Here is a 26,892-nt window from a genome sequence, read left to right as displayed (position 1 = left end):
CCTCGCCCGCCCCGGGCGGTGCCGGTCAGACCCGGTACTCGTCCTCGTCGAGGTCCACCTCGCGGGTCTGCTCGACCGCGTCGCCGTCGTCCGAGTCCCCGGCGCCCAGCGCCCGGCGCTCGCTCAGCAGCTCGAGGTCGTCGCCGAGGTGGACGTCCACCTCGCGCTCCTCGTCCGCCGCCTCGACGACCACCGGCGATTCCTCGTCGAAGTCCTCCGGAAATTCGGGGCTCTCAGGATTCTGGGGCATGTCGCCAGTATCCGCCGCGGCCGGGCGCTTGGCGCGGCGCCGACCGGCCCTCGGCGTGTTGCGCGGCTGCGGCCCGGCCGGGGGTCGGGCCCGGTCAGACGGCCGGGTCGAGCACCTTGCGGCTGATCCGCTCGGCGACGGTGGCAACCAGGTTGCGGGAGCGGCGCGGCGCCAGGTGCGCGGTGACCAGGTTGCTCAGGCCCGGGGTGACGTACGGGCGGTCCCGGTCGAGGGCGCGCAGCGCGGCCCGGACCACCTGCTGCGGGGTGGTCATCCGGCCGACGGCGGCCTTGCGGGTGCCGATCGCCTCGAAGAAGCCGGTCTCCACCGGGCCCGGGCACAGGGCCAGCACCCGTACACCGCGCTTCCGGTACTCCTGCCGCAGGGCGAGGCTGAAGTTGAGCACGAAGGCCTTGGTGGAGGCGTAGACGGCGAAGTACGGCGCGGGCTGGAACGCCGCCACCGAGGCCACGTTGAGCACCGCGCCGGAGCGGCGGGCCAGCATGCCGGGCAGGACGGCGTGCGTGAGGTCCACCAGGGCGACCACGTTGACCGTCAGCTGGTCGCGGTCGCGCTCGGCGGTGTTCTCCTCGAAGCGGCCGCAGGTGCCGAAGCCGGCGTTGTTGACCAGCAGGTCCACCGGCCGGCCCAGGGCCTCCAGTTCGGCCGCGATCAGGCCGGCGGCACCCGGGGCGGCGAGGTCCTGCACCACCACGTCGACCCGGCGGCCGTGGGCGGCGCGGAGCTCGGCCGCGAGGGCCTCCAGGCGGTCGGCGGACCGGGCGGTGAGGACCAGGTCGTGGCCGCGGGCGGCCAGCTGGGCGGCGAACTCCGCGCCGAGGCCGGAGGAGGCGCCGGTGACGAGGGCGGTGGGCATGGCAGGACTCCCGGGATGGTCGGGGCCGGACTGGCGACCGGCTAACTGCTACACAAGAGTAGCCATTATCTTGATAACCGCAACATCAGTGTTGCAGTTAGAAGCGGAAATGCGGCGCCGCTGTATCGTCTGAGCGGGATCGCGAGCAGGAGGAAGCACATGGTCAAGGCAGCCGGGCGGCCACTGCGGGCGGACGCGGAGCGCAGCGTACGCGCCATCCTGGCGGCGGCCGAGCGGGTGCTGGCGCAGAATCCCGGCGCCTCGATGGAGCAGATCGCCGAGGCCTCGGGGGTCGCCAGGACCACCGTGCACCGCCGCTTCGCCAGCCGGCAGGCACTGATCGACGCCCTGGCCGTCTCGGCCGTCCGGCAACTGGCGCACGCGATCGAGGAGAGCCGCCCGGACAGCTCGCCCGCGCTGGTGATGATGCACCGGGCCACCGCCAACGTGATCCGGGTGAAGGGCGCCTGGAGCTTCGCGCTGAACCTGCCCGCGATGGAGGGCAGCGAGGCGGCCGACGCCTGGGCCGAGATCGACCGCCGCTGTCTGGAGCTGCTGGACCGGGCCCGGCGGGAGGGCGTGATCGACGCCGACGCCGACCTGGGCTGGGTCGCCCGGGTGTTCTACGCCCTGCTCGGCGAGGCCGTGCACAACCGCCCGGAGACCGACCCCCTCGACCCGGACGCCCTCGCGGCCCGCATCGTCGACACCCTCCTGCACGGAGCGGCGCCCCGCGGCTCCCGCTGACGCGGGCCGGGCGCTCGCGCTTCCCGCGCGGCTCCCGCCGACGCGGCCCGCTCAGCCGAAGCGGCCGCTGACGTAGTCGGCGGTGCGGTGGTCGGCCGGGCTGGCGAAGATCTGCCGGGTGGGCCCGGCCTCGACGATCCGGCCGGGGGTGTCGTGGCTGGCCAGGAAGAAGGCGCAGGACTGCGAGACCCGCTGGGCCTGCTGCATGTTGTGGGTGACGATGACGATGGTGAGCCGGCCGCGCAGTTCGGCGATGGTCTCCTCGACCCGCCGGGTGGAGGTCGGGTCGAGGGCCGAGCAGGGCTCGTCCATCAGCAGGATCTCCGGGGAGACCGCCAACGACCGGGCGATGCACAGCCGTTGCTGCTGCCCGCCGGAGAGCGCGCCGCCGGGCGTGTGCAGCCGGCCGCTCACCTCGTTCCACAGGCCGGCCCGCCGCAGGCTGGACTCGATCAGGTGGTCGCGCTCCTGGCGGCCGACCTTGATCCCGGCCAGCTTCAGGCCGCTGGCCACGTTGTCGGCGATGGACATCGCCGGGAACGGGTTGGGGCGCTGGAAGACCATGCCGATCCGGCGCCGCACATCGGCCGGCCGGCGGCCCGCCGCGTAGACGTCCGCGCCGTCCAGCAGCACCTCGCCGGCGAGCGCCGCGCCCCGCACCATCTCGTGCATCCGGTTGAGGATCCGCAGGTAGGTGGACTTGCCGCAGCCCGAAGGGCCGATCAGCGCGGTGACCTCGCCGGCCCGCATGACCAGCGAGACCCGGTCCAGCACCTTGTGGTCGCCGAACCACGCGGAGATCGCTCGGGTCTCCAGGCCGGCCAGCCCGGAGTCCTCGCCGCCGGCGGGCCCGCCGGTGGCGGACGGGCCGGTGCCGGGCCCGTCGGTGACGCGCGGCAGCGGGGCGGTGTCGGCCTCGGTCATGGGTGCAGGTCCTTCCGAACGGAGGGTGGCTCAGTAGAGGTTGGGCAGCAGGGCGGCGGCGTTCTCGTAGACCGCCCAGAGCAGCGCGGCCAGCACCGGGCTGAGGCTCAGCCAGGCGGCCCGATCGTGCCAGCGGCGGACGGCCACGGTGGTCACCGCCGCGGCGCCCAGCAGTGCCAGGGCCCAGAGCTGGAGCCCCGCCAGGGCGCCGTTGTCCACGGCGAGCGCGTGGTCGGCGGGCAGTTGGGCGGGGCGGCCGCCCACCGCGGGCTGCGGCTCGCCGTCCAGCCGGGCGCCGATCAGCACCGTGCCGGTGGGGATCCAACCGGAGTCGCCGGTGACCAGGATCAGCCGGGCCGGGGCGGCGTCGGTGATCGGGTGGTCGCCGTCGCCGTACGCGTTGACCACGTAGCCGAAGCTGCCCTGGCCGGTGGTGACCTCGATCCGGTCGCCGACCCGCAGCTCGGAGAGCCGGGCGAACGGGGCACCGAAGGAGGCGCCCCGGCCGAACAGCACGCTGGCGCCGCGCTGCCCGGGCAGCACCGAGTCCCGGCGGTGGCCGGGGCCCCGCATCAGGTCGCGGCCGCTGGTGCCCTCGACCACCACGGCCTGGCGCAGGCCGATCGCGGGGATGTCCAGCACGGCCACCGGTTCGCCGTCCGCGGTCGGCCCGGTGGGGGCGACCGCGGTGGCGAGCCGGTCCCGGAAGGTCTTGTACGCGGTGGACTGGAAGTGCTGCTGCTGCAGGCCCGAGAGCGCCAGCAGGTACCCGGCGAAGCCCAGCAGCAGGGCCGCCGCCAGGGTGGCCGCCCAGCCGGCCTGCACCACCCGGCGGCGCCCGCCGGAGAGTGCCGGCCGCACCGGCGGCACCGGGCCGGACGGGAGCGCCACCGGCTCCGGCGGCTCGGCCGCGGGCGGCCGGTCCAGGGTGGGCGCGGTCATCGCGCACCGCCCGCCGCCGCGCGCCGCCGGCGCTGCAGCCAGTGGCCGAGCAGCGGCGGCACGGCCACCACGCCCAGCAGCTCCAGCGCGGTGAGGGTGGAGAGCACCCAGTCCTCCGGCCGTCCGCCGATCGCGACCACGGTGGCCGGCAGGGCGCCGCCCCCGCCCGCGCCCCCGGCCGCGACCACCTCGCCGGTCTGCGGGTCGACCACCTGGTCGGCCCCGGCGCCGCCGGCCGCCGCACCACCGGCGTCACCCGCGCCCTGGCCGCCGGCCGTACCGCCGCTGCCGCCGCCCGCCGGCGAGCCGCCGGAGGAGCCGCCCGAGGAGGAACCGCCGCCGCCACCGCCGGACTTGGCGACGGCCTGGCCGTTCTGCACGGTGCAGTCGAGCGGTGCGCCCTGCTTGTCGCAGGGGCTCGGCTGCGGGGCGTTCTTCAGCACGGTCAGCTCACCGGCCGAGTTGAAGGTCGGATTGGCGCAGTTGCTCAGCGAGTTGGGGTCGACCTGGCTCGCCTGGCCGGGGATGTGGGCGACCTGGAGCATGCCGCCGCGGACCAGGTTGCGCGGGATCGGCGAGTAGCCGAGGCTGTCCGCCTCGCCCTGCCCCTGGCAGAGCACGTACGAGATGAACCGGCTGAGCGCGCTGCCCTTGTCGTTGGTGAAGCGCGGCGGCGGCGGGAGGGCGGCCCCGCCCCGGGGGACGATCAGGTAGCTGTAGCTGGAGACCGGGTAGGACCGCGGATCGGTCATCGTGTAGACGCCGTCGAGGTTCTGCTGCAGGAAGTCCGGGTCCGAGGGCGCGGTGGTGTCGTCGACCCCGCGGATCCTCGCGGCGGTCAGCGCCACCGCCACGTTGGAGGCGGTCGGCAGGCTGAAGTACCCGGCCGGGTTGAGCACCTTGACGACGGGCCAGTTGCTCCGCTTGGCGAAGGCGTACTCGTCGTAGCCGATCGCACCGAGGCCGGTGGGCGACTGGATGTAGCCGGCCACCACGTCGGAGCCGTTCTGGGCGACCATCCGGCCGGCCGGCGGGTAGAACTCGGTGTAGTCGCCGCAGCCCACGCCGTTGACCTGGGCGCAGTAGGAGTCCCACTCGGCCTTGTGGGTGTGCTCCATCCACCGGGTGAACTGGGCGGTCGCACCGGAGCCGTCGGAGCGCACCACCGGGGTGATCGGCAGCTTGGGCAGCGCCCGCCCGTACTCCTGGGTGATCTTCGGGTCGTCCCAGGAGGTGATCCGGTTGGTGAAGATCCCGACCAGGGTGGCCGGTGACAGCCGCAGGTCGGTGACCCGCTTGCCGCCGACCACCAGGTTGTACATGAAGGCGGTGCCGCCCGCGGTGATCGGCACGTACGAGTAGCCGTACACCGGGTTCTCCGGCTGGCCCGCGCCGGAGGTCGCCCCGCCGTTGCTCACCCCGGTGTCGGCCCGCGAGCGGAACGGCACGTCGGAGGCGGTGAAGTCGTCCTGGCCGTTGCTCCACTGGGTGCGGCCGGCGGCCGAGCCGACCGGGCTGAAGTTGATCTGGATGCCCTGCGGCGCCACGTCCTGGCGCCACTGGTCGATGGCCGGGCCGGCCCAGCTGGAGCCGTCGGCGTTCAACGAGGTGGCGGCGTGCGCGGGCGGGCTGGCCAGCAGCACCAGCAGGACGCCGAGCAGGACGGCCAGCGGACGCGCGGCCCGGGGGCCTGTCATGGGTACTCCTTGGGAGCGGTGGTGGCGGCGGGGGCTCATCGGGTGGCCCCGGCCGGGACCCCGACGGGGGTCCGGGGAGCCGGCTGCTCGGCGCGGGCGGCGGGGGCGGCGCGGTCCGAGCGCGCCTGGCGGCGCCGCTGGCGCAGCGTCATCCGCCCGGCCGGGCGGCCGCCGAGCACCCGGGCGGCCACGAACAGGACCAGCACGATCACCATCAGGGTGAGCGCGGCGGCGAAGGCGCGGGCGACCATGTCGGGGTAGGGCTGCTTGACGTAGTTCCAGATGTAGAGCGGCAGGCTGACCTGGCGGCCCTCCAGCGGGTCGGCGTTCATCCCGGCGGTGAAGCCCGAGGTGAGCAGCACCGGCGAGGTCTCGCCGACGCCGCGGGCCATGCCCAGCACCACCGCCGTCATCAGGCCGGGCCGGGCGGTGGGCAGCACCACGTTCCACACCGTGCGCCACTGGCTGCCGCCGAGCGCGTAGGAGGCCTCCCGCAGGGTGCCCGGCACCAGGCGGATCACCACCTCGGCGGCCCGGGTGACGATCGGCATCATCATCACCGTCAGGGCGAGCGCGGCGGCCAGGCCGCTCTTCTCCGCGCCGAAGGTGAGGATCACCACGCCGAGCACGAACAGGCCCGCCACGATCGACGGCAGCGCGGTCATCGCCTCGACCAGGGTCCGCACCGGGCGGGCCAGCCGGCCGCCCACCTCGGACATGAAGACCGCCGCCGCGATGCCCAGCGGCACCGCGAACAGGGTGGCCAGGCCCAGCTGTTCGAGCGAGCCGACGATCGCGTTCAGCGCCCCGCCGGAGGTGATCGGCGAGAGCGCGGCGGTGTGCTCCATCGACTCGGTGAAGAAGTTGCTGTGCCGCGCCGCGTCCAGGCCGCGGACCAGCACGTAGCCGATCTGGTCCAGGATCAGCCCGACCACCAGCAGGCCCGAGCTCCAGGCCAGCAGGGTGACCATCCGCTCGCGGACGTTCAGCGGGTCCCACTGGAGCCGGCCGACGGTGAAGTACAGCCCCAGGAACAGCACGTACCAGCAGAGCAGGAAGCCCTGCGCGCCGCTGAACGGCAGCAGCCGCTCGTACAGCAGCCAGTCCAGGGCCAGCGAGCCGCCGGCCGGGGCGGCCAGCGACCAGAGGTCGGCCCGGGTGGTCCCGCCCAGCTTCAGGCGGCGTTCGGGAGCGTCGGAGGGCTCGGCCGGCGGGGTCGTCGCCGGGGACGGTGGCGCGGTGGCGGCGCTCATCGGAGGGTTCCCTTCCAGGGGATCGGCACGCTGGGCGGTGGGCACGGGCTCAGTCCGCGGTGGCGGCGCCGGAGCGCGAGCGGTTGATGATCACGCCGGCCGCCAGGTTCACCAGCAGGGTCAGGGCGAACAGCACCAGGCCGGCCGCCATCAGGGCGGAGAGCGAGAGCGCGTCCGACTCGCCGAAGCGCAGCGCGATCAGCGCCGAGATCGAGTTGGCGCCGTTCTCCAGCACGTGCCCCGTCACCTTGAACGAGGGCGAGATGATCAGCGCGACCGCGATGGTCTCGCCCATCGCCCGCCCGAAGCCCAGCATCACCGCGCCGATCACCCCGCCCCGGCCGAACGGCAGCACCACGGTGCGGACCATCCCCCAGCGGGTGGAGCCCAGCGCGTACGCGCCCTCGCGCTCGCCGGCCGGTGCCTGGGAGAACACCTCCCGGCTGAGCGAGGCGATGATCGGGATGATCATCAGCGAGACCACCACCCCCGCGATGAAGGTGGAGGAGGTGTACGAGGTGCCGATGTCGCCGGTGCGCACCTTCAGGAACGGGAGTACCCCGCCCAGGTGCAGCGCCAGCCAGCGGACCAGGCCGACGATCCTCGGCTGCAGGAAGAACAGGCCCCACAGGCCGTAGACGATGCTCGGGATCGCCGCCATCAGGTCCACCAGCGAGATCAGCACCGAGCGCACCCGGGCCGGCGCGTACTCCGAGATGAAGACCGCCGCCGTGAGCGCCACCGGGACGGCGATGCAGAGCGCGATCAGGGCGATCAGCAGGCCGTTGGGCAGCACCGCGGCGATGCCGAACCGGTGCGCGGCGGTCTGCCAGCGCTGCTCGGTGAAGAACGACCAGCCGACCGCCCGCAGCGCCTGGGATCCGCGCAGCAGCAGGAAGAACGCGATCAGGCCCATGATCAGGAAGACCGAGAGCCCGGCGGCCCGCAGCACGCCCCGGAAGAGCCGGTCGGCCGGCGCGGCGGGGGCGCTGATCACCCGCGGGCGGTCCTGCCCCGGGTCGTCGGCGGGCGGCAGCAGGGGTGCGGCGGGCTGGAGTGGGGATGCCATCGGGTTCGTCTCTCTCCGGCTCTCTGGTCGCTCTGACGGTCGCTGGGCTGGGGTGGGCGGTGCCGGGCCGGCCGGTGCCGGCCGGGCCTGGACGGCGGCCCGGCCGGCACCGGACGCTTCAGCCCCCCGACCCGGTCAGCCGGGACCAGGCCCTGTGGGTCGCCCCGGAGATCCGGGCGCCCGCCGCCGTCCCGCCCAGCAGCAGCGCGGCCGGGCCGCCGATCAGCAGCACCCCGCCCGCCACCAGCACCACCGGCAGCAGGATCCGGGCCGCCCCGGCCCGGTCCGGGGACGGTCGGCCGACCGGGGCCGCCGCCAGTGCGGAGGCGCTCGCCGAGGGCTTGGCGCCGCCGGTCGCGACCGGCGCGCCGGTCACCGCGTCGACGGTGCCACCGGCCCCGCCGCCGGCTCCGGCCGAACTTTCGCCCGAGGAGCCGCCGTTGCCAGTGCCCGCGGCAGTACTCCCGCCGCCGGAGCCGCCCGTCCCGGTCCCACCGCCGGCCGCCGGAGCGGTCTGGTTGCCGGGGAGCGCGCCGTCCTGCGCCGCCACGTGCTGCGCGGCGCGTTGCGCCTGCTCGCCCTGGGCGGTGGAGAGCGCCGCGTAGCCGGGCGCGAGCCGCCCCGGGCCCCAGCCGTAGACCTGGCCGCCACCGGCGTCGGTGACCTGCCGGACGAACCGGGACACCGCGGCCGCCTTGCCGGCCGCCAGGCCCTCGGTCGGCACCATGGCGTACTGGACGGTGGTGAGCGGGTAGGCGGCCTGGTCCTTGGCGAAGGCCGAACCGCGGTCGCCGTAGGGCAGTTCCTGGGTACCGGTGCTCTGGTCGACCGGCATGTCCGCCACCGCCGCCTGCATCCCGCTCAGCGTGGGCGCGACGAATCCGCCGGCCGGGTTGAGCAGTTCGGCCTCGGGCAGGCTCATCGCCTGTGCGGAGCCGGCGTCCAGCACCGCGAAGAAGCCGCGCTCGCCGACCGGTTGCGGGATGCACCTGTCGTGGCCGCCGGTCGCGGTGAGGTCGGGGTTCAGGCAGGAGGCCAGCGCCTGGAGGGCGTTGCGGGTGACCTGACCGAGCCCGCCGAGCAGCGGGTTCCACTCGAACTGCTTCCAGCTCTTCGGGCCGGAGTAGTCCTGCGGCTGGAAGGCGTCGACCGGGTAGCCGGGGAACTTCGGCTTCAGGTAGAGGGAGTCGAGGTGCATCCCCCACGGGTCGGTGGCCCCTTGCAGGAACTGGCTCGCGTCCGGGTCCGCCGCGATCCACGAGGTCAGCTGGTGGACCAGGTCGGTGGTGCCGCCGACCACGACCGGCGCGCTGGCCCGGAAGTCGCCGTTGATCAGGCAGCCCGGCCAGACCGGCCCGTTCACCGGGTCGCTCGGGTTCAGCTGCCGGAACTCCGGGTCGTCGAAGACGCAGAGCGGATTGCCCTGCACCGACTCGATGTCGTCCTGCCCGGCCATCCGGTACGACTGGGTCAGCATCTTCGCCAGCAGCCGCGGATTCAGCCGCAGCCGGCGGATCTGCCGGTGGGTGGCGCCGTCGTCGACCAGGTACGCCACCGAGATCGCCGAGGTGGCCAGCGGCGCGTAGACGTACGGCCGGGTCGCGGGGCCGAGGTCCGGCCGGGCGGTCAGCGCCAGGTCGCTGCCGGAGCGGCGCAGGAAGGCCGCGCGGGCCTGCGGCTCGCCGCCGCCGAAGGTGTACTGCAGGTTCAGCGGGTTGTCGCCCTGGCACAGGCCGGCCCGCCACTGCTGCATCGCGCGGTTGGCCATCTCCAGGCCGGTGGCGGAGAAGGCGGCCGCGCCCTCGGCGCAGTCCTCGGCCGAGGGGGCGAAGGTCAGCGGGACGACCGCGCGGTGGGTCCAGGCGCAGGCCTCACCGCTGCGCCAGCTGTCCGGCCCGACGTCGGCCCGGTCGAGCATGGCGTCGGTGGCCGAGTTGTAGAAGTAGTCGACGTCGGGCGAGTGGTCCTCGCAGTTGATCTGCCCGGGCTCCGCCTGGTAGGCGCCGATCGGGTCGCCGCCGTAGTTCGGCTCCACCACCAGCGAGCAGGCGTGGCTCTGGTCGCAGCCCAGGGTCTGGCTCTGCTGCGAGGTCCAGACCTCGATCGACAGCGAGCCGGAGCCGTCCGGCCGGGTGGCGCCGATGACCATGTTGGTCGGGAACTCGGGGGTGTTCAGACCCGCCGCCGGCGCCTTCTGCTCGAAGCCCTTGGCCGGGTCGCCGCCGTACAGCAGCGAGCCGTAGCAGTCGGTGGGCCTCGGGTCGGTGCCGCGGCACTGGTAGACCCGCACCGGGTAGACCGCGTTGGTGTCGTAGGCGCCGTTCGACGGGTGGCGCACGGTGCTCACCGGGCTGCCGAAGAGGTCCACGGTGGGGGTGAAGCCCGTCCAGGAGACCTGGACCACCCGGTTGGTCAGCCCCGTCGCCGGGGTGACCGTGACCGACCCCGGCGCCCCGTACGTCCCGGTCGCCGGCTCCCAGACGGGGGGGCCGGCGACCGTCACCCCGCCTGCGGCCCGCGCCCGGGGCGCTCCGTCCAGGCCGAGCGGGACGATGCCGATCGCCACCACCACCGCCCAGGCGAAGGATGCCGCCAGCAGCATCCTCGGCCACCTCGGGCGGCCGGTCGGACGGGGTGGGCGGAGTCTCATGGTGGGCACCTCCGGGTGCGGCGGGACGGCCGGGCGGGGCAGGGCAGGACGAGGCGACGACGGACTCCGGAGCACGGAGCAGCCGGCGCGCCGGACGGCTCCATTCGGCCATACCGACATGGCGTCTGACTGTCGCTCAGATGGACGAGGCCACAACTGACCCGCAGGTGGCCGCAGTTCACCCGGCATCGCCAATCTCTCGGCATGCGGGCGGACTTGGCGTGATCCGGGCGGCGGCGGAAGACGGGCGAGGGGGCCACGCGGTGGGTGCGTGGCCCCCTCGGGGACGGGCCGCCGGCGCGGCGGACCGGCGGTTCGGCGGACCGGCGGTTCAGGAGGCCGGGGTGAAGTTCACCGCGAGCGAGCCGATCGACCGGCCCTCGGCGAAGAAGGTGGTGTTCAGCTTCTGGTCGAGCAGCTGGGCGGCCTGGGCGTCGATGGTCAGGTCCGCCGAGGTCAGGGTCTGCAGGGTGCCGGTACGGGTGACCCGGGCGTCCCCGGCCGGGTCGGCCAGCGCGATCGGGGTGGTGGCGCCGGCCGGGACACCGGTCAGCTGCCAGCTGTCCACGCTGAACGCCAGCTGCTTGAAGACCAGGGAGCGGCCGGTCTTCACGTCGATCACCAGGAGGCTGCCGCCGAGCTCGATGTTGCCGTAGAACTGCGGGATGTCGGCGACACCACCGGTGACCGGAAAGGTCGCGGAGAGCCCGGTGGTCCCGTCGTACGAGCCCGTGCCCGAGGGCAGCGGCAGGGCGATGATGCCCGCCAGCGCGGCCTGCTGGAAGAAGGTGTTGCTCTCGTTCACCACGACGCTGCCGGAGGCCGGGGTGGCGGCCACGGCCGCGACGGGGGTGGCGGCCACCGCACCGGCGGCGAGCGCCAGGGTGGCGACGCCGGCAGCGATCCGGACGGCGGGGCGGGCGGCGGGACGGGACATCGGCGGGTCTCCTCGACTACTGGGGCCCGCTGCGCGGGTCCCGGGGTTGCTGGCGTACTGAGCCGGTGCGGTGCCGGTCCCGTCCGCCGCACGGCCTGCTGGCCGTGCGGCGGACGGGACCGGTGAGGTGCCGTGCAGGGCGTTACCGTGCGGTGCGGTGGGCGGAACCCGTGGGTCAGAACGTGCCGCAGGCGGTGCCCGGCAGGTTCAGGAAGCCGTAGCTGGTGATGGAGGCCTTGCCACCGGTCGCGCTGCACACCCAGCCGCTCTGGCCGAAGACGGCACGCAGCTGGCTGCCCACGCCGAACTCGGTGTCGCGGACGACCGTGTACAGCACCCGGCCGTACGAACCCGCGGCGAAGGCCGGGTTCAGGGTGTTGGTCGCGGTCAGCGGGTTGACACCGTTCACCTGGCGGACGGTCAGGACGCCGACGTTGTCGGTGACGGTGTTGTGGCCGTTCAGCTGGCCCACGTAGTGGCCGACCGAGTAGGGGAAGACCACGTTGGCGTCGTTCAGCGCGGCGTCGGTGCCCTCGTTCTCCTCGGGGCCGGTCACCACGCAGGCGCCCGGAGTGAGGGCGGTGCCGCCACCGTTGATCGCGGTCAGGAAGAAGGAGCGGGTGCCGGAGGAGGCCTGCGGCAGGTACGGCTTGATGGTGGCGTTCGGCAGCGAGGCCGAGATCTGGTTCCAGTTGGTCTTGGTGCAGGAGTAGATGGCCACCAGGTCGGCGGTGGTCAGGTTCGCCGGGGCGTTGCCGCCCGCCTTGGCGGACCAGGACACCGCGTCCTTGGCCAGGTTCACGAAGTCGAAGCCGGCCGGGTCGGTGGCCTGCTTGGCCCGGGAGGAGCGCGCGAAGTCGACCGTGGTGTTGGTGTTCACGTTGAGCGCGGAGATGCCCGCGCCGGAGCCGTTCGGGCGGGCGATGGAGGTGGCGCCGCTCTTGGTGGTGATCGGGGAGCTACCGGTGGCGTCCCAGCTGTAGAGGCGCGGCGCGGTGCTGCCGCTGCTCGTCAGGAAGGCGTTGTAGTCAGTGGAGAACTGGTTGTACAGGGCCTGCGTGGTGTCCGAACCCACGCCCACGATCGAGCCGGCGGCCGGCAGGCTCGCCGGGTCGGCGGCGGCGGGGGTGACCGCGACGGTCGCGAGCGAGGCGGTGATCGCGGTGGCGGCGAGCAGCTTGGCGGCGGTGTGACGCATGTTCCTCTTCCTCCGGTGGGAGAGACGTACATCGCGTGACCTCGGACCCGGGGAGGGTCCGCGGCGCCGGCGGCCCGTGTGCGGCCCCCGGCGGCACCGATACTTGCGGGAGCGCCCACGGCCGGGAAGTGCCGCCCGCACGTGCCCGGTTCGCCCACCAGCAGGCGTGGACGGGCCGGACGGAGCGCGTCACCGCAGCTCAGCGCCGATCACCGACCACGCCTGACGTCCCATCAGGCGGCAGCGTGGGCGCGGCACCGTTCTTCTCCCGGTGGCGACTCGGGGGGCGGCCGGTCATCTCACGGCCACCGCCGCGCACCGCACCGGCCCGGCCGACGGCTCTCACCAGGGCCAACGGTCGGGCGGGCCGGGCAGGCGCAGCCCGTACTCCAACTGCTGGAGAGCGGCGCGGAAACTCTCGATGCCCTGCCGGCACTGGTCCCGCCGCAGGTACCCGCGAGCACTGCGGGCGATCGGCTCGGGCCCTTCCGCCCCCGGCCGGGTACTGCGCACCGGCAGGCAGGCCGTCCACACCCACAGGTGCGGGCCGCCCTGGGCGAGCTGGTACCGGAGCGCGGCCCGCTCCACCAGCAACTCCCGCAGGGAGGAAAGGAGTTCCTCCTCGGCCCGGTAGGGCCGGGCGGAGCAGGCCAGCCGGCGTCCGTTCGCCGCGCTCAGCGTCCAGCCGACCGTCCCGTCGGCACCCTGGGTCGCCAGCAGTCGCGGCCGGCGCGCCGCGGTCACCGCGGCGACCCGGGCGAGGCCCGCCACTCCTCGGCCTGCCTGGCGAGTAAGGCCACGAATCTTCGAAAAGCGCTCTGGCAGGTGGCATAGCGTTCGTACGCCCGATGGGAGCGCACCAGCGGGTTGCCCCGCGGCCCCGGGACCACCCACACCCAGCCCAGGCCCTCCCGGACGTGGGTGATCCGGGCCACCAGCGCCGGGCCCGTGGCGACCAGGTCGGCGAACCCGCGCTCGGCGTCCGCCACGGAGTCGAAGACCGGCGGGGAGACCGCCACCACCCGTCCGTTGGGCGCCTTGAGCTGCCAGTGGAAGCGCCCGCCGGGCGCACGTTCCGCCTGCAAGCCCTCCCAGCGCGCCGCACTCCCGCCGCCACGCCGTTCGAGTGCCGGACCATCCACTGCCGCCCCCGGGGGTAGGGGCCCGCGGCCCGGCCGCGCGCGGGAGCGCTCCCGGACGGCGGCGGCGCACGCGCGGACCTTTGTGAAGACATGACCAATCAGGTCAAAGCTACGTGTGCATACCGGGAGCAGGAAGCTCGATCGGGCCCCAACCACGCTTCTTCCCCGGGAAGTTCCCCCGCATTAATCTGACCGATCATCCTCCGGCTCCCGACCCGCCCGGGCCTCCCCGTCTCGACCCGATGGCCAGTCAACTCGCCGTGCGCGAAACGGTTTTGGCCACAACGGGTGACCTCGCCGAAGACACGCCGAGCACGCTCGGCGAGCACTGCCAGGATCGGGGCCGCACCCCTCCCCCCTCCCCTGCGGGTACCCGAGGAGCTCCATGCCCGAACAGCCCGAGCACAGCGAGACCGGCGTCCACTCCGAGCGCAGCGCACACGATGCACACGCCGGATCCACCTGCGACCGTCCCGGACCGACCGAGGCCGAGGCCGAGGCCGATGCCGATGCCGATGCCGAGGCCGAGAAGGAGAACGAGGAGAGCCTCAGACTCCGGTTCCCCAGCGAGCGCCGGATCCAGAACCTGCAACCGATGTCGGTGCTGGCGATGAGCCGCCGGCTGCCCCAACTGGTCCGCCGCTCCTTCGCGCTGGCCTGGCGGGTGGACCGGATCTGCACCGTCCTGCTGCTGGTCCTCCAAGCCCTCTCCGGCGTCCTCGGCGCGATCGCCCTGGTCGCCACCACCGAGACCATCCGGCTGGTCGCCGCCGGCCGGATCGCCGACCACTTCGGCGAGGCGGCGCCCTCCCTCGCCGTGCTCGGCCTGGCCACCGGGCTGCGGGCGCTGTTCGGGGTGGCCATCGCCGGCCTCTCCGAGCGGCTGGCCCCCAGGATCGGCCGCGAGGGCGAGCTGACCCTGCTGGAGGCCGCCACCTCGGCCGAACTGGCCGCGTACGACACCCCGGGCTACAACGACAAGTGGGATGCCGCCGACCGCGGCGCGGACGTCTCCAAGGACCTGATCGGGGACGCCCAGAACCTGATCTCCTCCGCCGTCTCCCTGCTGACCGCCGCCTCGGTGCTCACCGTCCTGCACCCGCTGCTGCTGCCCTTCCTGGTGGCCGCGTCCGTCCCGTCCGGACTGGCCGCCGTCCGCTCCGCCCGGGTGCACTACCTGGGCATGCTGGCCACCCTGGAGGACCGCCGGCTGCTCGGCCTGCTGCGCTGGTTCCTGGTCGACAAGACCACCGCCGACCAGGTCAGGTCCGACACCGTCGCGGAGTTCCTGCTCGGCCGCTACCGCCAGGCCGGTGCCCGGATCGGCCTGACCGGCGCCCTGGCCGGCGGACTCGCCTCGCTGACCGTCTGGGCCGTGCTCGCCTGGCTGCTCACCAGCGGCCGGATGAGCGTCGCCTCCGCGGGCACCGCCGTGATCGGACTGCGCGCGGCGGCCACCGGTCTGCAGGGCATCGTCGGCTTCGGCGCCCGGCTGTACCGGCTCGGCCTGTACCTGGACGACTGGGCCGAGTTCGTGGAGCTGGCCGGCGGCCACCGGATCGACCGCGGCACCATCGAGCCCGAGGGCCCGGACCTGGTCGAGGTCCGCGACCTGCGCTACACCTACCCGGGAGCCGACCGCCCGGCGCTGGACGGCGTCTCGCTCACCCTGGCCCGCGGCGAGATCGTCGCCCTGATCGGGGAGAACGGCTCGGGCAAGACCACCCTGATGAAGTGCCTGGCGGCCCTCAACCTGCCGCACGGCGGCGAGGTGCTCTGGGACGGCGTGCCCACCCGCGAGCTGGACGCCCGGGCCGCCTGGCGGCGCACCGCGGTGGTGCCGCAGGAGTTCGCCCGCTGGCCGCTCACCGCCCGGGACAACATCCAGCTCGGGCAGTCGCTGCGCGGCGGTGACGAGGCGGTCATGGCCGCCGCCGCGCGCAGCGGTGCGGACGAGGTGATCCGCGGGCTGCGTTCGGGCCTGGACACCCTGCTGGCCCGGGAGTGGTGGGGCGGGGTCGAGCTGAGCAGCGGGCAGTGGCAGCGGATCGCGGTCGCCCGGGCGCTGCACCGGGAGGCGGGCCTGCTGGTCCTGGACGAGCCGACCTCCGACCTGGACGCCCGGGTGGAGCACCGGATCTTCCACAGCCTGCGCGCGCTGGCCGAGCGCCGCGCGGTCATCCTGGTCACCCACAACCTGATCAACGCGGCGGTGGCCGACCGGATCGTGGTGATGCGCAGGGGCCGGATCGTGCAGACCGGCAGCTACGCCCGGTTGACCGCCGAGCCCGGCCTGTTCCGCGAGCTCTGGCTGCTGCAGCGCGACCGCGGCCAGGTCCCCGCCCAGCGGGACGCGAGCGCCTGAACCCCGCCCCGGCGGGACGCGAAACCCCCGGGCCGACGATCGGCCCGGGGGTTTCGCACAGCGGTCCGTCAGCCCGTGGGCGTGCGGTGCCAGTCCCCTTCGGCGCAGTCGATCCGGAAGGTCAGCGACCGGTCCGCCTCCTGGTTCTGCGCGTGGTCGATCGAGCGGTACAGCAGGGTGTGCTCCCCGTCCCCGCTCACCGTGACCGGGCCGGTGTACTGCGTCCAGCCCGCCCCGTCGAGGTTGTACTCCGTCCTGGCCACGCCGGACACGTCGTCCGTCGCGGTGAGGGTGACGGTGACGTCCTCGTGGAAGACCCCGTGCTTGCCACCGTGCGGGTGGGTCTGCGCGGTGGTGACCGGCGGCGTGGTGTCCACCGGCACCTCCATCGCGGCCTCCTCCATGGTCAGCTCGTCCTCGAAGGTCGGCGCCGGAACGCCGGCCGGGCTGCCGGGGTGGCTGATCGATCCGCCGCGCAGCTGGACGGCGCTCCAGTCGTCGAAGCCGCCGAGCGTGGTGCGCTGCTGGTCGTTGTTGGTGTCGAAGGCCACCGTGGCCCGGCTGATCATTCCGTCGCAGTCCCAGTCGACCTCACCGGTGCTCGACGGCACCGTGACGAACCGGCCCTGGCCGTTCACGTTCGGGCAGTAGTGGCTGACGTCGTAGCCCTTGCTGGTGGGCGGGTACTGCCGCTCGTTCAGGGTGTTCTCGTTCAGCGGGACCTGCTGGCGCGAGAAGTCGACCAGCCCGCTGGTGGTCCCGGCGGTCAGGCCCATCTGGTACGAGTAGTTCATCACGCTGAAGTACTGCGGCTTGTGGTTCGGCAGGTCGCCGCTCCCACCGTGCAGCAGGCCGAGGTTGTGGCCCAGCTCGTGCATGAACGTGCCGGCCTGCTCGTTGACCGTGCCCACCGAGTTGGCGAAGCTGCCCAGGCTGACGATGAAGTCGCTGCCCGGGCTGCCGGCGGAGATGCCGCTGAAGGTGGCCCCGGGCTGCAGGTTGTGGGCCGAGACCGCGTAGTGGAAGATCGACGACCGCCCGGTGCTGACGAAGCCGCCGGTGGCCGACTTCAGGGTGTTGAAGGCGTTCCACTGGTACATCTTGTTGGCGTCCGCCGTGCCGAGGTTGGCGGCCTCGGTCTGCTGCTTGGCCCGGCTGAGGGTGCCCCAGGTCTTGTTGGTGGCGAAGTCGAGGATGCTGTCCGGCCCCGCGTCGACGTGCAGGTTGATGCCGGTGGTCGGCGAGTGCCGGTTGAACGGCGAGTTCGCGAAGGAGTCGACCACCCGCTTGATGGCCGCGGCGTCGAGCTTGTGGCTGTGGGTCGCGTCGGCCATCCAGTCGAGCTGGACGAAGATGTCCGGCTTGTCGACCTTGGCCCCCATCGCGGGCAGGTCGATGAACTTCGCCGGGCTGCCGTCACCCGGGGTGATGGTGACGCCGTTGCGCTTCCAGTCGTCGGGGATCCCGTCGCAGGTGGTGGAGTTGCAGTCGAAGGTGAACTGGACGGTCGCCCCGGCGCCGTCCCCACCGCTGTGCCCCGCCACGTACCCGGTCGGCGCGGTCTGGGTGTAGGTGTTCGGACCGTCGAACGGGACGTTCCACCCGACCCGGGCCGTCCCGGTGGCAGCCTCGCCGGCCACCTGGTAGACGAGCGTCCCCTCGGTCCCGGCGGGGTCGCCGCACGAGGTCGCGGTCCAGTGCCCGGTGGTCCCCGCATCGATCCGCGCCGGCGCGAACGGGACCACGCACCCGTGCGGCACGGTGATCGTCAGCCCGACCAGATCGCGGTCGCTGTTGTTGACGAAGTCCACCGTCACGCTGCCACCGTCACGGCGCGCGGCGGCGGCCGGCGTGATGGCCGCGACCAGCGTGAGCAACGCGAGGGCCAGCACGGACACCGCCGCCGCAAACCCACCTCGCCGGGCCCCGGCGGACACGGCCGGCCCCCCGACCGAACCGAGAGAACGTTCTGTAGTCATACGGTCACGCTAGGCTCCCACCTAACCCCAGCCTGTCATGACCCGTCCCACAGTCACCCCGACGGCCGCACCTCCGCCACCACCACCCGCCCCGCGGCTGGATACGCACAGCAAAAGGCCCGGCCGGATGAATCCGACCGGGCCTTTCAAGCCTGAGCCGCCTGCGGGATTCGAACCCGCGACCTACGCATTACGAGTGCGTTGCTCTGGCCAGCTGAGCTAAGGCGGCACCGCTGCCGGGTTCGCTACCTGCCCCGGGGGGCCGAGCTTCGCACCAACAACGCGGGTCAGTCTACACAGTTTCCGACCGTGATCCGTACCGGCCCCCAGCCGGGCCGGGCGGCGGGGCCGGGCTCAGGCGGAGGAGACCGCCAGCTTGGCCGCGAAGCCGGCGAACAGCACGGCGACGCTTCCGGTCAGCCCGGCGGACAGCCGCTTGCGGCGGCGGAAGGCGGTGGCCAGGGCGGTCCCCGCGAAGATCAGCATGGACAGGTAGAGCAGGCTGAAGGCCTGCAGGATCCCGCCGAGCAGTGCGAAGGAGAACACCGGCTGCGCATAGCCGGGGTCGACGAACTGGGTGAAGAAGGAGAGCAGGAAGAGGATCGCCTTCGGGTTGAGCAGGCTTATCAGCAGCGCCCGCCGCATCGGCCGCTCGGTGTCCGCGCCCGCCGGAGCCGGCTCCGGCTCGGGCTCCGCCGCGCCGGCGCCCGCCGCCCGCCGCTCGAGCCACAGCTGCCGGGCGGCCCGGAGCATGCCGAAGCCGATCCACAGCAGGTAGGCCGCGCCGCCGAACCGCACCACCGCGAACACCGCGGGGTTCGCCTTCAGCAGCGAGGCGGCGCCCAGCGAGGTCAGGCTGATCAGCGTGAAGTCGCCGATGAAGACACCGGCGGCGGCCCGGTAGCCGGTACGGACGCCCTTGCGGGCGGCCACGGAGAGGACATACAGCGAGTTCGGGCCGGGCAGCAGGATGATCACCAGGGCGCCGAGGATGTACGTCGCGAGGTCGTTGACTCCGAGCACGGGTGCGCTCCTACAGCAGACGCGGGGACGAGGCGCACCATGCTAACCAGAAGGACCGTGGAGCCGAAACGCTCCTGTCGCCTCCGCGGCCTCACTTGCCGCAGCGCGTCCCGTTCGCCGGTGCGTCCCCACCCAGCAGGTAGCCGTTGACCGCCGAGTCGATGCACTCGCTGTGCCGCCCGTACGCGGTGTGGCCGTCGCCCTCGTACGTCAGCAGCCGCCCGGACTCCAACTGCCCGGCCAGCGACCGGGCCCAGTCGTACGGGGTGGCCGGGTCCCGGGTGGTGCCGACCACCACGATCGGGCCGGCCCCGGCGGCCCGCACCGTGTGCGCGGCCCCGGTGGCCTTGACCGGCCAGTACGCGCAGCCCAGCGCCATCCAGGCCATGTCCCGGCCGAACTGCGGTGCGGTGCGCTCGAATTCGGGCACCGCGGCCTGCACCGCCGCCGGGTCGGCGAAGGCCGGCGGCAGGTCGAGGCAGTTGACCGCCATGTTGGCGAACATCAGGTTGGGGTACGAGCCGTCGGGCTGCCGCTCGTAGTAGCTGTCGGAGAGCTTGAGCAGCGCGGTGCCGTCCCCCGCCTTCGCGTCGCTGACCGCGCCGCGCAGCTGCGGCCAGAGGAACTCCGCGTACATCGCCTGGATCGTCCCGGTGGTGGCCAGCGACTCGGTGAGCGTGCGGCCGGACTCGGTCGGCAGCGGGTGCCCGTCGATCTGCCGGAACAGGGCGGTGAGCTGCCGGCCGGCCTCCTCCTCGCTGGAGCCGAGCGGGCAGTCCTCGCGCTTGACGCAGTCCTTGGCGAAGGCCGACCAGGCGGTCTCGAACCCGGCGGCCTGACCCTTGTTGCCGGCCGCGGAGTCCAGCGACGGGTCCATCGCGCCGTCCAGCACCATCCGGCCGACCCGGGTCGGGTAGAGCCCTGCGTAGGTGGCACCGAGGAAGGTGCCGTAGGACTTGCCGAGGTAGTTCAGCTTGCGGTCGCCGAGCAGGGCCCGCAGCACGTCCATGTCCCGCGCCGCCTCGACCGTGCCGACGTGGCCGAGGACCGCGCCGGAGTGCTGGCGGCAGCCCTCCGCGAACTCCTTGTCGGCGGCCACCAGGGCGTCCACCTCTGCCTGGTCGTCGGGGGTGATGTCGGTGGCGGTGAAGGCGTCCATCCGGCCGCCGGCCAGACAGCTGACCGGGCTGGAGCGGCCGACCCCGCGCGGATCGAGGCCGACCAGGTCGTAGCCGGCCCGGATCTTGGGGTCCAGGCTGCGGGAGGCGCCCTCCATGTACTCGACGGCGGAGCCGCCGGGGCCGCCCGGGTTGATCAGCAGCGAGCCGAGCCGCTCACCGCCACCGGTGCTGCGCTTGCGGGCGGCGGTGAGGGTGAGGTCGCCGGTGTCCGGGGCGGCGTAGTCGAGCGGCACCTTGAAGGTGGTGCACTCGAAATCGCCGTCGCAGCTCTGCCAGCCGAGCTGCTGGGTGTAGTACCGGTCCAGCGCCGGCGGGATCTCGGCGGGCAGCGGCTCCAGCGGCGTCGCCCCGGGGGCCGCCCCGGCGGGAGCGGCGGCACCGAAGCCGTCGGCGGAGGAGCCGGAGCCGTCCACCGGCGAGGTCGTGGCGCCGGAGGTGCAGCCGACCGCCAGCAGCAGGCTCACGGCGGCGGCCACGGGGGCGAGCCTTCGCAGGGGCCTGGTAGCTCGCATCGTCTGTCTCCCTCGGGCGCCGGTGCGGGGCGCCGACCCCGCTCGCGCCGGTCCGTGCCCCCGGCCGGCCGGGTGTGATCACCCGTCGGCCCTCCCGAGCCTAGCCGGAGGCGGACCGGCCGGTCCGGGACGGCACCCGGACGGGGGTCCGACGGCACCCGGACGGCGCGCGCATCCGGGTCAGGCCTGCTTGGCCAGCATCTCCGCGAGGTACTGCACCGCGACCCGGACCAGCCGCATCCGCTCCCGGTCCGGCGCGAAGTCCTCCACGATGTCGGAGATCCGCACATCGGCCCCGGCCGCCCGGCCCTTGCCGCCGCGCAGGGTGGACTGGAGCTTGCGCGCGGCGGCCAGGCCAGGGGCGTCACCCTTGGCGGCGGCGAGCAGCAGCCGGGTGGAGGCGTTCCCCGCCGACTCGGCGCCCGCCGTGGCGAGGGCGGGCGCGTCGTAGCGACCGGAGACAGCGGCGGCGGCGCCGTACAGATCCGGCCTGGTCAGTCCGGCGGCCGCGGCGCAGGGCGCACCGCCCTCGACCCCGAGCACCCCCCAACCGCCGGGCCCGGCCGGCGCGGTGCGGAAGGCGCCGGTCACGGCGGCGCGCAAGGCGGCGTCGTCCGCCACCGCCTGCGGGGCCGCGGCCAGCAGGTCGCACGGGTGCCCGGTGCCGTTCGGCGCCTCGGGGGCGACCACCACGAACGGCTTGGCCTTGCCGAGCTTCACCGCCGAGGAGACGCCTTCGAACACGTCCGGGAGCTCGGCGTCGGCGGTCCGGCCGGCGGTGCCCGAGTGCAGCACGATCACCGGGAACACGGCCTTCGGATCCGCCTTGTACTCGGCCGGCACCCAGACCCGGACCTTGCGCGGCCGCCCGTCGGGGGCCGCCACCACCGCCTCCGCCAGGTCGCCGCCGGCCGGGTGCCCGACCGACTCGAAGTGGGTGACCACCGGCGGCAGCTCGGGCGTGGCGGCGGACGAGGCCGGCGGCGCGGCCGGCCTGGGCGTGGCGGCGACCGGGGTCTCGTCGGCCACGCTCGCCGCCGGCCGGGCGCCCAGCGCCACCACGACGGCCAGCGCGGTCACGCACATCCCGCAGACCACCGCGCCGCCGGCCCGCAGCAGCATCGGCCGCTGCTCGGCCGCGAGCTCGTACGTCTGGGCGGCCCGCAGGTCGCGCCAGCGCAGCAGCGCGGCCCGGGCCAGCCAGCCGCCGGCCAGTGCCGCGACCACCAGGGGCACCACGAGGAGCGGACGGAGCATGGGCGCACCACCTCGGAGGAGGACCGGCCGCCGGTACCGCGGCGGGCTCAGCCCTCAGGGTGCAAGACGAGCCCTCCGAGCGGGCCCGGGCCGGACGGGCGGCGGGCGACGTTCACTCGAACGAGCGAGCCGACGATCCGTCACCCGGTTCCTCGGCCGATCCGGCGACGGAGCCGCCCTCCTCCGCCGGAGCCCGCCTCACCCCGCGCGCAGTGCCACCGTCATGGCCTCGACGGCGAGCAGCGGGTCGACGTTGCGGTCCAGCGCCTTCCGGCACTGCAGGACCGCCTCGATCCGCCGCAGGGTCTGCTCGGGCACCCCGGCGCCCGCGATCCTGCCGACGGCCGGGCGCTGGTCCTCGTTGGCCAGCGGGCCGGTGGCGCCGAGCTGGACGGCGAGCACGTCCCGGTAGAAGCCGAGCAGGTCGTTGAGGGCGGTGCCCAGGGTCTCCCGGCGGGTCCGCGTGGCCCGGCTCTTCTGCCGCTTCTCCAGCTCCTTGACCGCACCGGCCATCCCGCGCGGCGCCCGGCTGCCCTCGGCCGCTCCGTACGCGGCCCGGAGGTCGCCGGTCTCCTTGGCGTCCTGGGTCTCGGCGAGCGCGTCCGCGTCGGCCTTCGCGGTGTCCACCAGCCGCTGCGCGGCCAGCAGGCAGCCGCCCAGGTCGCCGACCTCCAGCGGGATCCGCAGCACGTCCGCGCGCCGGGCCCTGGCCTGGTCGTCGACCGCCAGCCGGCGGGCCCGGTCGATGTCGCCCTGGCCGGCCAGCGCCGCCACCCGCGCCGTCGCCGGCTCGACACCGTCGCGGCGGACCAGCATGTCGGCCACCGCCTCGGCCGTCGGGGTGCGCAGCACCAGCAGGCGGCAGCGCGAGCGGATGGTCGGCAGCACGTCCTGCACGGACGGGGCGCAGAGCAGCCAGACCGTGCGCGGCGAAGGCTCCTCGACCCCCTTGAGCAGGGCGTTGGCGGCGGCCTCGGTAAGGCGGTGGGCGGCGTCCACGAGGATCACCGACCACCGGCCGCCGGTCGGGTAGCTGGCGGCCCGCAGCACCAGGGCCCGCATGTCGCCGACCCCGATCGACAGGCCGTCGGTGCGGACGTACTTCACGTCCGCGTGGCTGCCGGCGAGCACGGTGTGGCAGCCGTCGCAGAAGCCGCAGCCGGGGGTGCCGCCGAGTTCCAGGTCGGGGCTGGTGCACTGGAGCGCCGCGGCGAACGCCCGGGCCGCGGTGATCTGGCCGGCTCCCGGCGGACCGGTGAACAGCCAGGCGTGCGTCATCAGCGAGGCGTTCGCGCCGGGCTCGGGGCCGGCCGAGCCCCGGCCCGCCACCACGGTCGCGCGCGCGGCCCGGGCGGCCGCCTCCAGCTGCTCCACCACCCGGTCCTGGCCGACCAGGTCGTCCCACACACTCACGCCGCGCTCCCTGCCGCCGACCCCGTCTGCCCACCGAGCCTAACCCCCGGCCAGGACACCGCCCCGCCACCGGGCGAAGCGGACGGGCCCGGCCCCGCGGGTGCGGGGCCGGGCCCGGTGGCCAGGGAGCCGATCAGTCCCGGCGGCGCTTGCGGAACAGGCCGCGCGGCTCCTCGGGCTCGGGCTGATGGTCGGCCGGCTCCCAGTGCGACCACTCGTCGCGGGAGCCGAGCAGGGTGTCCGTCAGGCTCGGCAGATCGTCCATCGGGGTCTCCTCCGCCCAGTCGGGGCGCTGGCGCGGCTCGACGGCCGGCAGCTCCCGGGTGGTGTCGACCTCCGACGGGCCGGCCTCGGCCTGCGGCTCGTCCCGCCACAGGCCGGGCGGCACCCGGTCCTGGGCCGTCCGATCCTGCGCCGTCCGGTCCTTCGGCTCCCGATCCTGAGCTGCCCGGTCCTTGGCCTCCCGGTCCTGAGCTGCCCGGTCCTGCGCCGCCGGCGGGACGGGCGGCAGCACCGCCGTCTCGTCGGCCGACGCGACCTTCGGCAGCACCGCGGTCCGGTCCACGGCCGGCACCTTGGGCAGGACCGAGGTGCGCTCGGCCGCGGCCCGGACGGCGGCGGCGCGCTGCTCCTCCGAGATCTCCTGGGTCGTCTCCTCGGGTGCCGCCTGCGGCAGCTCCGCCGTCACGGCCTCGTCCTCGTCCTCGGCGACCGGGGCCGCCACAGGCGCCGGGGTGGCGGCCGCAGCCGCCTCGGCCGCGGCAGCCGCGGCCCGCAGCCGCGCCTCCTCGGCCCGCTGCAACGCCTCCTCCGCCCGGCGGCGCTGCTCCTCCCGCTGCAACTCCCGCTGGCGCTGGAGCTCGGCCTGGGCGGCGGCCTCCGCCTCCTGCCGCTTGCGCTCCTCGGCCGCGACGGCCAGCCGGGCCTCCTCGGCGGCCCGACGGGCGGCCTCCGCCTCGGCCCGCACCCGGGCCTCCTCGGCCTCCTTGAGCCGGGCCTCCTCCGCCGCCCGGCGGGCGGCCTCGGCGGCGACCCGCTCGGCCTCCAGCTTGGCGAGGCGGTCCTTCTCGGCCTGCTCGGCGCGCAGCTGCTCCAGCAGCTCCTGCCGCTTGCGTTCGCTCTCCGCCTCCTCGGCCTGCTTGCGGGCCTCCTCGGCGACCCGGCGCGCGGCCTCCTCGCGGGCCAGGCGGTCCTGCTCGGCCTTGGCGGCGCGCTCCTGGTCGGAGAGCGGCAGCTCGCGGTCGAGCCGGTGGCGGATCGCGGTGGTCACCGTGGCGGCCGGCTGGCTGCCGTCGACCACCAGGTAGCGGGCCGGGTCGGCCGCGGCCAGGGCCAGGAAGCCGGCCCGGACCCGCTGGTGGAACTCGGTCGGCTCGGACTCCAGCCGGTCCAGCGCCTCGGTGAAGCGCTCGCGGGCCGCACCCGGGTCGACGTCCAGCACCACGGTCAGGTCGGGGACCAGCCCGCCGGTCGCCCAGCGCGAGATCCGGGCGACCTCGGTCGCGGCCAGGTCCCGGCCGGCGCCCTGGTAGGCGATCGAGGAGTCCATGTACCGGTCGGTGATCACCACCGCGCCGCGGGCCAGCGCGGGACGGATCACGTTCTCCACGTGCTCGGCCCGGTCGGCCGCGTAGATCAGCGCCTCGGCACGGTGCGAGAGGCCGGTGTTGCCGACGTCCAGGACCAGGGAGCGAAGCCGCTGCCCGATCGGGCTGCCGCCGGGCTCGCGGGTCAGCACCACCTCGTGGCCCTTGCTGCGGATCCACTCCGCCAGAGCCTGCGACTGGGTGGACTTGCCGGCGCCGTCGCCGCCCTCCAGGGCGATGAAGAAGCCGGTGCCGGTGGTGCGGTGCGGTGCGACCGTGCTGGCACCGCGCAGGGCCTGGACCAGCTCCCGGCCGAGCGGCACGCTGCCGCGCCGGTCGTCGGTCTTCAGCAGCACCACGGCGGCCAGCACCAGGGTGAGCAGTCCGGCGGTGGAGACCGCCAGCGCGGCGCCGCCGTGGATGAAGGTGAAGCCGCCCGGCCGGACCTCGCCGTACTCGACCTCGCCGTAGGCGGCGGCGATCAGCGGCAGGCCGACCAGCGCGGCGGCCACCACGGTCCGCAGCACCGCGTACAGGTGCTCGGTGACCTTGGGCAGCCGGACTTCCTCGATCTCCTGCGCCAGCAGGGTGCGCCCGGTGGCCACCACCACCCCGGCGGCCAGGCCGGCCAGCACGGTGAGCAGCAGCACCAGCACGAAGTCCAGCACCAGGCCGGCCAGGATCAGCGTGACGCCCTCGACCAGCAGGGCCAGCGCGAGCAGCCGGCGCCGGGAGAGCGCGGGCAGGGTGGCCCGGCTCAGCCGGACCCCGAGCGCCGGGGCGCCGGCCGCGGCGAGCACCAGCAGCCCGTAGCCGATCGGGCCGGCCCGGTGGTCGACGGCGGTGAGCAGCCCGAGCGCCGCGACCCCGGCCATGGTGGCGTAGGCGGCGGCGACCGCGAAGGTGAAGTAGGGGGCGGAGCCGGTGCGGCCCTTGCGCAGCGCCGAGCCGCCGGGGGCCGCGTCGGTGGGGGCGCGCAGGCCCTGCAGCGGGGAGCGCGGGGCGATCGGGCCGGCCGAGGGCAGCTGCTGAAGGTAGATCAGCACGGCGGAGGCGGCGAACAGCAGGGCCGCGCCGACCGCGGCCGAGGTGGCCTGGTTGGCCCGCAGCCAGTGCGAGCCCACGGCGGCGAAGACGTTGTTCAGCAGGGTGAGCAGGACCAGCGCGGCGGCGGCCAGCGGGACGGTGGCCCAGCCGGTGCGGCCGTCCAAGGTCCGGACCGCGTCCAGGCCGGCGGCGGAGGGCCGGCGCTCGGCCGCGGGTGCGTACGGGTCGGCGGGCGGCAGCAGACCGGGCACGGCGGCGGCCTTGCCGATGGTCCAGATCCGCTCGGCGGCACCGGCCGCGAAGGCGGTGGCGAGCAGCGGCCAGACGGCCGACCCGGGCGCCCAGGTGATCCACCAGGGTGCGATGCCGATCAGCACGGCCCGCAGGGCGTCGGCGCCGAACAGCGTCCAGCGCCCGTCCAGCCTGCCGCCGGCCAGCTTGTGCACCGGCCCGAGCAGCAGCACCCCGAACAGCAGGGTGGCCAGCAGTCGGGCACCGAACACGGCGGCCAGCGCCAGGGCCAGCTGCCGGTAGCCGTGCCCGAACTGGCCGCCCAGCACCGCGGCGATCACCGTCAGCGGCAGCAGCACCAGCAGGCCGAGCCGGTCGGCGGTGCCGCCGACCAGCTGCGCCGTCCACAGCCGGCGGTACGGGCGCAGCCGCAGCAGCGCTCGGGCCCGCTCGCCGGGGGTGCCGGCCGGGGCCACGTCGGGCAGGTCGGGCACGCCAGTGCGGTTGGTGGGCTGCTCCTCGCTCGTCATACCGTCAGCGTAGCGGTCGGGGCAGGCGCCAGTAGGGGCCGCGGGCCCCCTGGGGCGGCTCATGACAGGGTTGTGACGCACC

20 protein-coding genes and 1 tRNA gene are annotated in these 26,892 nt (G+C 74.6%); 2 read left to right on the top strand and 19 right to left on the bottom strand.

Annotated elements, in window-relative coordinates:
- Nucleotides 1–25: 25 nt before the first annotated feature.
- On the bottom strand, nt 26–250 hold the full coding sequence (locus AB0K43_RS20835) for a hypothetical protein (protein ID WP_363641814.1): 225 nt from the start codon (nt 248–250) through the stop codon (nt 26–28).
- A gap of 94 nt (nt 251–344) precedes the next feature.
- Nucleotides 345–1,127 carry an SDR family oxidoreductase gene (locus AB0K43_RS20830; protein WP_363641812.1) on the bottom strand — a complete coding sequence of 261 codons (783 nt, stop codon included), beginning with the start codon at nt 1,125–1,127 and terminating at the stop codon, nt 345–347.
- A gap of 159 nt (nt 1,128–1,286) precedes the next feature.
- Here AB0K43_RS20830 and AB0K43_RS20825 point away from each other — a divergent pair, with 159 nt between their 5' ends.
- A complete protein-coding gene (locus AB0K43_RS20825; RefSeq protein WP_363641810.1) occupies nt 1,287–1,874 on the top strand; it encodes a helix-turn-helix domain-containing protein in 588 nt (195 codons plus the stop codon).
- 51 nt (nt 1,875–1,925) lie between these two features.
- On the opposite strand, the gene AB0K43_RS20820 is transcribed toward AB0K43_RS20825, so the two are convergent.
- The 10 genes from AB0K43_RS20820 to AB0K43_RS20775 all read right to left on the bottom strand — a co-directional run bounded on the left by AB0K43_RS20820 (nt 1,926) and on the right by AB0K43_RS20775 (nt 13,629).
- Nucleotides 1,926–2,798: a phosphate ABC transporter ATP-binding protein gene (locus tag AB0K43_RS20820; RefSeq protein WP_363641808.1), complete on the bottom strand. Its 873-nt coding sequence runs from the start codon at nt 2,796–2,798 to the stop codon at nt 1,926–1,928.
- Between the two features lie 30 nt (nt 2,799–2,828).
- On the bottom strand, nt 2,829–3,740 hold the full coding sequence (locus AB0K43_RS20815; protein WP_363641806.1) for a sortase: 912 nt from the start codon (nt 3,738–3,740) through the stop codon (nt 2,829–2,831).
- Complete coding sequence (locus AB0K43_RS20810; protein WP_363641804.1) at nt 3,737–5,437, bottom strand: substrate-binding domain-containing protein; 1,701 nt, start codon at nt 5,435–5,437, stop codon at nt 3,737–3,739. The genes AB0K43_RS20815 and AB0K43_RS20810 overlap by 4 nt, the downstream gene beginning before the upstream one ends.
- A 35-nt stretch (nt 5,438–5,472) precedes the next feature.
- Complete coding sequence (pstA, locus tag AB0K43_RS20805) at nt 5,473–6,690, bottom strand: phosphate ABC transporter permease PstA (RefSeq protein WP_363641802.1); 1,218 nt, start codon at nt 6,688–6,690, stop codon at nt 5,473–5,475.
- Between the two features lie 49 nt (nt 6,691–6,739).
- On the bottom strand, nt 6,740–7,759 hold the full coding sequence (gene pstC / locus AB0K43_RS20800) for a phosphate ABC transporter permease subunit PstC (RefSeq protein ID WP_363641800.1): 1,020 nt from the start codon (nt 7,757–7,759) through the stop codon (nt 6,740–6,742).
- Between the two features lie 118 nt (nt 7,760–7,877).
- On the bottom strand, nt 7,878–10,361 hold the full coding sequence (locus AB0K43_RS20795; protein WP_363641798.1) for a hypothetical protein: 2,484 nt from the start codon (nt 10,359–10,361) through the stop codon (nt 7,878–7,880).
- Between the two features lie 379 nt (nt 10,362–10,740).
- The gene (locus tag AB0K43_RS20790; protein WP_363641796.1) at nt 10,741–11,346 is read right to left on the bottom strand and encodes a hypothetical protein; all 606 of its coding nucleotides are present in this window, start codon (nt 11,344–11,346) and stop codon (nt 10,741–10,743) included.
- Between the two features lie 175 nt (nt 11,347–11,521).
- Nucleotides 11,522–12,544: a substrate-binding domain-containing protein gene (locus AB0K43_RS20785; protein WP_363641794.1), complete on the bottom strand. Its 1,023-nt coding sequence runs from the start codon at nt 12,542–12,544 to the stop codon at nt 11,522–11,524.
- Nucleotides 12,545–12,886: 342 nt separating this feature from the next.
- Nucleotides 12,887–13,315 carry a hypothetical protein gene (locus tag AB0K43_RS20780; RefSeq protein ID WP_363641792.1) on the bottom strand — a complete coding sequence of 143 codons (429 nt, stop codon included), beginning with the start codon at nt 13,313–13,315 and terminating at the stop codon, nt 12,887–12,889.
- Nucleotides 13,285–13,629, bottom strand: coding sequence for a hypothetical protein (locus tag AB0K43_RS20775; RefSeq protein WP_363641790.1), 345 nt, complete (start codon nt 13,627–13,629; stop codon nt 13,285–13,287). Before AB0K43_RS20775 ends, AB0K43_RS20780 begins: the two co-directional genes overlap by 31 nt.
- A gap of 442 nt (nt 13,630–14,071) precedes the next feature.
- On the opposite strand from AB0K43_RS20775, the gene AB0K43_RS20770 reads away from it, so the two are divergent.
- Complete coding sequence (locus AB0K43_RS20770) at nt 14,072–16,051, top strand: ABC transporter ATP-binding protein (RefSeq protein WP_363641788.1); 1,980 nt, start codon at nt 14,072–14,074, stop codon at nt 16,049–16,051.
- Nucleotides 16,052–16,119: 68 nt separating this feature from the next.
- Here AB0K43_RS20770 and AB0K43_RS20765 read toward each other — a convergent pair whose 3' ends face one another.
- From AB0K43_RS20765 to tmk, 7 genes are all read right to left on the bottom strand, one after another.
- A complete protein-coding gene (locus AB0K43_RS20765) occupies nt 16,120–17,949 on the bottom strand; it encodes a hypothetical protein (protein ID WP_363641786.1) in 1,830 nt (609 codons plus the stop codon).
- Nucleotides 17,950–18,185: 236 nt separating this feature from the next.
- A tRNA-Thr gene (locus AB0K43_RS20760) sits at nt 18,186–18,259 on the bottom strand.
- Between the two features lie 125 nt (nt 18,260–18,384).
- The gene (leuE, locus tag AB0K43_RS20755) at nt 18,385–19,053 is read right to left on the bottom strand and encodes a leucine efflux protein LeuE (protein ID WP_363641784.1); all 669 of its coding nucleotides are present in this window, start codon (nt 19,051–19,053) and stop codon (nt 18,385–18,387) included.
- 91 nt (nt 19,054–19,144) lie between these two features.
- On the bottom strand, nt 19,145–20,746 hold the full coding sequence (locus AB0K43_RS20750; RefSeq protein ID WP_363641782.1) for an alpha/beta hydrolase: 1,602 nt from the start codon (nt 20,744–20,746) through the stop codon (nt 19,145–19,147).
- Nucleotides 20,747–20,926: 180 nt separating this feature from the next.
- On the bottom strand, nt 20,927–22,003 hold the full coding sequence (locus AB0K43_RS20745) for a hypothetical protein (RefSeq protein ID WP_363641780.1): 1,077 nt from the start codon (nt 22,001–22,003) through the stop codon (nt 20,927–20,929).
- Between the two features lie 198 nt (nt 22,004–22,201).
- The gene (locus AB0K43_RS20740) at nt 22,202–23,416 is read right to left on the bottom strand and encodes a DNA polymerase III subunit delta' (RefSeq protein ID WP_363641778.1); all 1,215 of its coding nucleotides are present in this window, start codon (nt 23,414–23,416) and stop codon (nt 22,202–22,204) included.
- 133 nt (nt 23,417–23,549) lie between these two features.
- On the bottom strand, nt 23,550–26,810 hold the full coding sequence (gene tmk / locus AB0K43_RS20735) for a dTMP kinase (protein WP_363641776.1): 3,261 nt from the start codon (nt 26,808–26,810) through the stop codon (nt 23,550–23,552).
- Nucleotides 26,811–26,892 lie beyond the last annotated feature (82 nt).

The sequence above is a fragment of the Kitasatospora sp. NPDC049258 genome (genome assembly GCF_040678895.1).
In the GTDB taxonomy this organism is placed as follows: domain Bacteria; phylum Actinomycetota; class Actinomycetes; order Streptomycetales; family Streptomycetaceae; genus Kitasatospora.
Note: the sequence above shows the minus strand (reverse complement) of the source record. Positions and strands in the feature narration are given on the sequence as shown.